At 68.5% G+C, this 6748-nt stretch carries 7 protein-coding genes; 5 read left to right on the plus strand and 2 right to left on the minus strand.

Features of this window, described 5'->3' with window-relative positions; translation table 11 throughout:
• Positions 1-307: 307 nt before the first annotated feature.
• A complete protein-coding gene (locus ACIQMU_RS31445; RefSeq protein WP_402690238.1) occupies positions 308-793 on the minus strand; it encodes an SRPBCC domain-containing protein in 486 nt (161 codons plus the stop codon).
• A gap of 223 nt (positions 794-1016) precedes the next feature.
• Here ACIQMU_RS31445 and ACIQMU_RS31450 point away from each other — a divergent pair, with 223 nt between their 5' ends.
• Entirely contained in the window at positions 1017-1361 is a 345-nt protein-coding gene (locus ACIQMU_RS31450; RefSeq protein ID WP_402690239.1) for a winged helix-turn-helix transcriptional regulator, read from the plus strand.
• A 37-nt stretch (positions 1362-1398) separates the two neighbouring features.
• Here the strand turns inward: ACIQMU_RS31450 and ACIQMU_RS31455 are convergent, their stop codons facing one another.
• Positions 1399-1827, minus strand: coding sequence for a transposase (locus ACIQMU_RS31455; protein ID WP_402690240.1), 429 nt, complete (start codon positions 1825-1827; stop codon positions 1399-1401).
• 521 nt (positions 1828-2348) lie between these two features.
• Here ACIQMU_RS31455 and ACIQMU_RS31460 point away from each other — a divergent pair.
• From ACIQMU_RS31460 to ACIQMU_RS31475, 4 genes are all read left to right on the plus strand, one after another.
• Positions 2349-2933: a hypothetical protein gene (locus tag ACIQMU_RS31460; RefSeq protein ID WP_402690241.1), complete on the plus strand. Its 585-nt coding sequence runs from the start codon at positions 2349-2351 to the stop codon at positions 2931-2933.
• Between the two features lie 709 nt (positions 2934-3642).
• Positions 3643-4299 (plus strand): lysostaphin resistance A-like protein, encoded by a 657-nt coding sequence (locus tag ACIQMU_RS31465; protein ID WP_402690242.1) that lies wholly within the window; start codon positions 3643-3645, stop codon positions 4297-4299.
• Between the two features lie 28 nt (positions 4300-4327).
• The gene (locus tag ACIQMU_RS31470) at positions 4328-5548 is read left to right on the plus strand and encodes a histidine kinase (RefSeq protein WP_352238580.1); all 1221 of its coding nucleotides are present in this window, start codon (positions 4328-4330) and stop codon (positions 5546-5548) included.
• Between the two features lie 4 nt (positions 5549-5552).
• Positions 5553-6245 (plus strand): response regulator, encoded by a 693-nt coding sequence (locus ACIQMU_RS31475; protein ID WP_402690243.1) that lies wholly within the window; start codon positions 5553-5555, stop codon positions 6243-6245.
• Positions 6246-6748: the final 503 nt, after the last annotated feature.

A 6748-nucleotide genomic window follows, 5' to 3' on the forward strand; every position in this document is an offset into this window, starting at 1 on the left:
TGCCGCCCGCGAACTGCCCGGCATTGCGCCGGACCGGACGGTGGCCGGACCTCTCATCAGCGTCTCCGACGGCACCTCCCGGGCCCGGTGACACCCCCCCCAGGTCATGCCTTCGACAGGGGGCAACAGTCATGCCGGGCCCGGAGGCCAGCGGCCCTCTTGCAGGACCGCGAAAAACATAACGGGGGTGCTGTCAATGATGATTCCGATCTTCGTCATGCGTGATCCGTTGTTGATCATCCGATGGTTGCGCAGTAGGAATCGTTGTGAGGTGCGGATCGCCCCCCCCGAGGCAGCACGACGTCCTTCAGCGCCGCCACTGGTGCTGGGTCCATTGCAGGGCCGCGGCGAGGCCGTTCAGCCGCAGCACGCTTGCGCCGCGCAGGTGTGCCAGGTCCGTGCTGCCATCCCCGGTGTACCTGAGAAATGTCACCTGTTCGGTCCACTTGAGGCGGGTCCCGCCCGTATCGGCGTCGAGCCGGACGGTGACCAGCGAGGTCCATCGCGGTTCCCCGTCGACGATGGCCTCATAGCCGTAGACAATTCGCTGGTCAACGGCGATGTCGATGTACCGCGACCGGTTCTCCAGCAGCTCGGGCGCCGTGTCCAGGCCGTTGAAGGTGCTGCGCGCCGTCTCACCACCGCCCACACGGAAGTCGTGCTCGTACGAAGCCCCGCTGCCGGGAAGCCGGAACCACCGCCGCCTGATCGCGGTGTCGGCGAACGCCAGGAAGACCTCATCAGGCGACACCTCGAGGTGCCGCGAGATGGTGAACGTATCGTGCCGGACCATGCCGTTCCTCCCGCTGTCGCGGCCAGGAGCAAATGGCCGCAGGTCAGTTACGATCAGTAAGAAACGTGCGACCACCGGATTTAATCCGGCTCCCCGATACGCACTTTGAAGTCAGCTAGTGACACGTGAGGAACAAAGAGCCATGGCACGCTCCCCTGGTACTGAACTCGAACAGCGCGGGGCAGCGCCGACATGCGCGCAGACAATCGAGCTCGTCCGAGACGTGCTGGCAGGAGTGGGTGACAAGTGGACGCTGCTGACCATCACCGCCCTGGCGTCCGGACCGCTGCGCTTCACCGCGGTGCATGAGCAGGTCGTCGGCATCTCCCAGCGGATGCTCAGCCAGACGCTGCGCGCCCTCACCCGCGACGGGCTGGTGGCCAGGACCGCATACCGGGAAGTACCTCCGAGGGTCGAATATGCCCTGACGCCGCTCGGGCGGTCACTGAGCGAGGCAGTGGACGAACTCGTGCGCTGGGTCCGTGGCCACCAGAGTGACATCGTCCGCAACCGCAACGAGTTCGACCAGGCACCCACGGCGAACACAGCCAACCCACCCAACGCGTAGCTGTGCCCCATCACTCGTGACTGCCGCGTCGCGATCTTCACAGTGCGGAGCACCGACGCCCCTGGCCTGTGGCTTCAAGCCCGGCCTGGTAGTGGCACCACACCCGGCCGTTCTCGCGGCACAGGCGACAGCGGCCTCGATCATGCGTCCCCGGCGACTTGAAGCGCGCGGGTGCGCGGCACGCATAGGACTTTTGCGCAGGCACGGAAGCACGCCAGCAAGCCTGGCCGGAGCCGAACCCCAGCCCTAACGGCGGTAGTTGCCAGGCTATGTCGTTGTAGAGCACGAACAGGATGCCCTGGAGACAGAGCCGGTCCCACACCGACCGCGGCCCAGGCGACCGCTCCGGCCACGGCGGCAGCAACGGCTCGACCAGCGCGCACAAGTCGTCGTCCACAATCCACGGCCGGGTACTCACACCACCACGAACGGCCGAATCATCACACCGGTCACGGCCAACCAGCACACTTCAACAAGATCGTGTTACGAGCTCTCAGACTCCAGAGCGAGAACGCGATCCGGCGCGGAAGTGAGAGTCAGCACCTGGGCGGTGAGCGTCATGTCAGGACAACGGTTCTGCGGGGCGGGTGGAAGAGGGCGGCCCGGGTGGGTAGCCACGTGGAGTCGTCGTGGGGCCGGGGCGGGTACACCGGCCCGAAGTCCCCCTGCGGCAGAAGCTCCGCGCCCAGTTCCGGGGCCTCGCCACGAAGGCGTGCGTCACGATGAGGTGATCCGGTCCGCTGGTCGCCGGGGTCGGGGCATGGGGCGGGTCGGTGCGGCGCAGGATTCGGACGGTGGCGCACCGGGTCAAGGTCGCCCTGGCCTGCGGTGCCCGCCTCGACTCTCGGCCTGCCCGGCCCCGCGCTCGCTCCGAGGCTCCGACCCGTGTCCGTACGACTGGGACGCCAGTGTCCCGGGTATGACGACCTCGTACCTGCCCGCCCCCGGCGACGATGCTCCGTATGAACCGTGGGCGGGGAGGCCACCGTGCTGGCTGTGGGTGCGGAGGCCGGCCGCCGTTCGGCGGTATGGGCCCGATCCCTTCCGGGCTCGGGCCCCGGCCCGGTCGCTGCCTGGCTCGCGGAGGACCTGCCTCTCGCGATCGAGGCCGCGATGGGTGGTCCGGAGCCGGAGGAGTGCGACCACATGGGCCTGGACGGGGCGGTCGTCGACGGCACCGGCGGCGTGGACGCGGCGACGATGGAGACCATGACCACCGTCCCCTGCGTGATCCCGGAGTCGGTCTGCCTCACGCCGGATCAGCAGGTCCGGCTCCTGGCGGTGGCCTTCGCCGTCACGGGTGCCGTGCGGCTGCTCACGAACGACCCGGGCACCGCGATCCTGCACGGTCTGCTCACCCGGACGTGCGCCGTCCTGACCACGCCGCCCGTCCGGACGGTGTCCTTGTGTCACCGAACCTTGAGCGTGTGTCATCGAAGGTTGAGTAGTCTCCTCCGCGACTATCCGGTTCGGCACGTCGCGCACACCGTCACGCCCTGTCGCGCCGCGACGGCACCGCAGTGCGGGTGGTCGAGCGGTTGTACTCGTCGTTCGACGTCCGGTCACGAGTGAGGGTGATGGAGAGGGCCAGCATGACGGAATGGTTCGTCGGCAGTGAGGTCATCGACTACACGAGCACCTACGTCGGTGCCGGGCTGCTCGAGCGAACGGGCGGCCGCGGCCCGAATGCGTGTATCGAAGCGATTGGCATGGAGAAGCACACCGATGGCGCGGATGCACTTCCTCGTGTACGCGGCTTGGGCCCCTTTCGGTCTCGCCCGGACGGGGTGGCACACGGCCTCGGCCGCGTCGGGCCGCCTGGGCACTGCGGAGTGCCTGGGAGTACCCGAGGACGGTCGCTGAAGGAAATGCGGTCGACTTTTACGGCGTCCAGCCCCATTCGCGCTTCGGCCGTATCCCGTGGCGGAACGGGCCCGGGCGGGTGACGCATCCCCCGTGAGAGCTACAGGAGCTGTCCATGCACGGGTGACTTGCGGATGTCAGCGGATTCCTAGTGTGGTCGTCAGGTCGCCGCAAGGGCGACCACACCGGGGAGGCCGCCATGGGCACGACATCCGTCACACGACACAGCGCAGGCTCCGGCCCGGGCAAGGGCCGCGACGGGGGTGACGGCCGTTTCGGTCGGATCGTCCGGTCTCCGCTCGGCTGGATGCTGGCGGGAATGGTCGGCGTCGGTCTGGTTTCGGGGCTGACGGCGACCGGTCCCGGGCCCGTGCCGATACTGGGCGCGGTTGCCGCGGTGGCCGTGTACTGCTGTGTCATGCGTGAGGCACGACGCCCCACGCCGGAGATCGCCCGGTCCGGGGCCGCTCGGGAGGTCCTGCTTGGCGGCGGGATCGGCCTGGGCTTCATTCTTGTCTCCGCCCTCCTGATCACGGCGTTCGGAGGCTACTCGTTCACGTGGGCGGGTGACGGCTTCGTGTCGGTCGGCTGGACCGCGGTCGTGGTGCAGATCGGCGCTGCGGTCACCGAGGAGTTGCTGTTCCGTGGTCTTGCCCTGCAGGCTCTTGAGCAGCTGTGGGGTAGCCGGGCCGCCATCGTGATCACCTCGCTGTTCTTCGGTGTCGCCCACCTGGGCGCCCCGGGAGCGAGCGCGTGGAGCGGACTGGCGATCGCCCTGGAGGCCGGTGTCCTGCTCGGGGCCGCGTTTTTGTGGCGGCGTAACATCTGGTTCGTCGTGGGGCTGCACTTCGCCTGGAACACCACGGAGCAGCTGCTCGGCATCCCGGTCTCGGGACACGCCCCCAAGGGCCTGTTCACCGTCGACATCCATGGCTCCACCCTCCTGACCGGTGGCAGCTTCGGTCTGGAGGCATCGATCATGCCCGTCCTCATGGGTGTGGGCATCGCCGTTTTGATGCTTTTCCGCGCCCACCGGAGCGGTGGCATCAAGTCGCGTCGAAGTGCGCTCCGTTGAGACCGTACGGCTGGAGGAAAGTGAAGTGATGTCCCGTCAGGCAACGTGGAGCAGCCTCCCACTGCTCCGGACGTCGCTCGACCGGTGGCAGGAACGGGATGCCCTCCTCAAGGACGGTGTCCTCGCCCTGGCGTTCACCCTGCTGGCCTTCGTGCCGACCCTGTCCCAGATCGGTGCGCAGATCGGCGATCTGCCGGAGCGGCCCGCGAACCTGCTGAGCGTCGGGCTGGTCCTGGCCCAGACCGTGCCCCTGGCGGTCCGCCGCAGGTGGCCCGCAGCCTGTCTGGCCGTCATCGCAGGCGCGTTCGCCGCGCACCAGGCGCTGGGCTTCGCGACAACGTTTGCGAGCATGGGTCTGTTTCTGGCCCTGTATTCCGTCGGGGCCCACCAGGTCCGCTTCCGCCACGGTGCCGTCGTCGTGGCGATTGCGGGGTACGCCGTGCTGGCCATCGTCCTGAGCTGTCTGGGCTCACCGACTTCGCTACCGGACTACCTAGCGTTCTCGCTGGCTCCGGCCACAGCCTGGCTGGTGGGGAGCACGGTGCGTACGCGGCGGACGGAAGAGGCGAAGCGGCGGCGGCTGGCCGCCGAGGCGGCCACGGCCGCCGAGCGGGCGCGGATCGCCCGCGAGCTGCACGACGTGGTCACCCACCACGTGACGGCCATGGTGGTCCAAGCCGACGCGGCGCAGTTCGTGCTCACGTCCGCGCCGGAACGCGCCGGCGAGGGACTGACGGCCGTGAGCGATACCGGCCGCCGCGCACTGACGGAACTGCGGTACCTGCTCGGCGTCCTGGAGGCGACTGGCGAGTCGGCATCCGTTGACCCGACGGACGTGGGCCGGACGCCCGCCCTGGGGCGCGTGGGGGACCTGGTCGAGCAGACCCGCAGGTCGGGTCAGCCGGTCGAGTTCGGCGAGGAGGGTGCGCGGCGGCCGCAGGGCGTGGACGTGGAGCTGGCCGCTTACCGGGTGGTGCAGGAGGCGCTCACCAACGCCTTGAAGTACGCGACCGGGAAGCCGACACGGGTCCTGCTACGGCACGGCGACGAGCACGTCGAGATCGTGGTGACCACCGACGGACCCACCGCCGCACCGGTCACGCGGAAGTCGGGCCCCGCGGGCGGACGGGGGCTGGCCGGGCTGCGCGCACGGGTGCGGATGCTCAATGGCGAACTGGAGGCCGGTCTCCGGCCCGGAGGCGGGTTCGAGGTCCGTGCCACGATACCGTCCAAGCCCCTACAGGAGTGATCTCGTGAGCGATACGCCGCCACCGATCCGTGTGCTCGTCTGCGATGATCAGGCGCTGGTGCGGACCGGCTACGTCACCATCTTCTCCGCGCAGCCCGACATGCAGGTCGTCGGGGAGGCCGAGAACGGTCACGAGGCGGTCCAGGCCGCGCGGCGGCTGCGTCCCGACGTGATTGTGATGGACATCCGAATGCCCCTGCTCGACGGCATCCAGGCGACGCGACAACTGGCCGGTCCCGATACCGAAGACGCACCGAAGGTAATGGTCGTCACCACATTCAACGTCGACGCCTACGTCTACGAAGCGTTGCGCGCCGGAGCGAGCGGATTCCTTCTCAAAGACGCGCCTCCGGCGGAGCTGGTCAACGGTATCCGGACCGTCGCCCGGGGTGAGGCCCTGCTGGCCCCAGCCGTCACTCGCCACCTCATCGGCCACTTCGCCCAGCATCTGCGACCGGCCGACACCTCCAGGCCGGCCAGACGGGACGTCGTGTGTGCGCTGACACCCCGCGAGCTGGAAGTGCTCCAACTGATCGCCGAGGGGCTGTCGAATGCGGAAATCGCCGCATCCATGTACATCACGCCTGAGACCGTCAAGACCTACGTGTCGCGCATTCTGGCGAAACTCGGCCTGCGCGACCGCGTCCAGGCCGTCGTCCTCGCCTACCGGGTCGGACTGGTGTCCGGCACACCGTGACCGACATGCGCATGTGCTCCGTGCGGCGCCGCCTGTCATCTTGACATCGTCGATTGCTGTGGCGACGAGGGGGTGGTCGATACCGGCGAACATGACCGCTTCGTCGGCCCGCAGCCATACGTTCATGCACCGAGCCTCGACGGTCGGGTACCGGTCGGACAAGCGGGCTCGCCCATACAACTGACCGGTGTCCTGGACGGCTCCGCAGGCACCAGCTTCCGCACCCGGTCCTTGTAGTCGGCCAGGCTGAGGATGCGGAACAGGGGCCCGTTGACGGGCCATCGTCCGAAGATGGCAGTGCGCCGGCTGGCGGCCCGCCGGTCCGCAGACGGCCACCTTCAGCGAACTGGCTGCCCCGGTGACGAGCACCAGTAGCCGTGAGAGCGGCAGCCGCTGGCTCTCCCAACAGGCCCTAGGGCCTGTCTTCAAAGGGTCATATCCACATCAGGAGTGACGCGATGGTGAGTGCTGCTTCGTAGGATTCGCGGGTTTTGTCGTAGCGG

The sequence above is a fragment of the Streptomyces sp. NPDC091649 genome, assembly GCF_044756785.1.
Taxonomy (GTDB): domain Bacteria; phylum Actinomycetota; class Actinomycetes; order Streptomycetales; family Streptomycetaceae; genus Streptomyces.

What these genes read in the sequence shown, in the direction of transcription:
- ACIQMU_RS31445 (WP_402690238.1), bottom strand. Translation starts at nt 793, where the DNA reads ATGGTCCGGCACGATACGTTCACCATCTCGCGGCACCTCGAGGTGTCG.
- ACIQMU_RS31465 (WP_402690242.1), top strand. Translation starts at nt 3,643, where the DNA reads ATGCGTGAGGCACGACGCCCCACGCCGGAGATCGCCCGGTCCGGGGCC.
- ACIQMU_RS31470 (WP_352238580.1), top strand. Translation starts at nt 4,328, where the DNA reads ATGTCCCGTCAGGCAACGTGGAGCAGCCTCCCACTGCTCCGGACGTCG.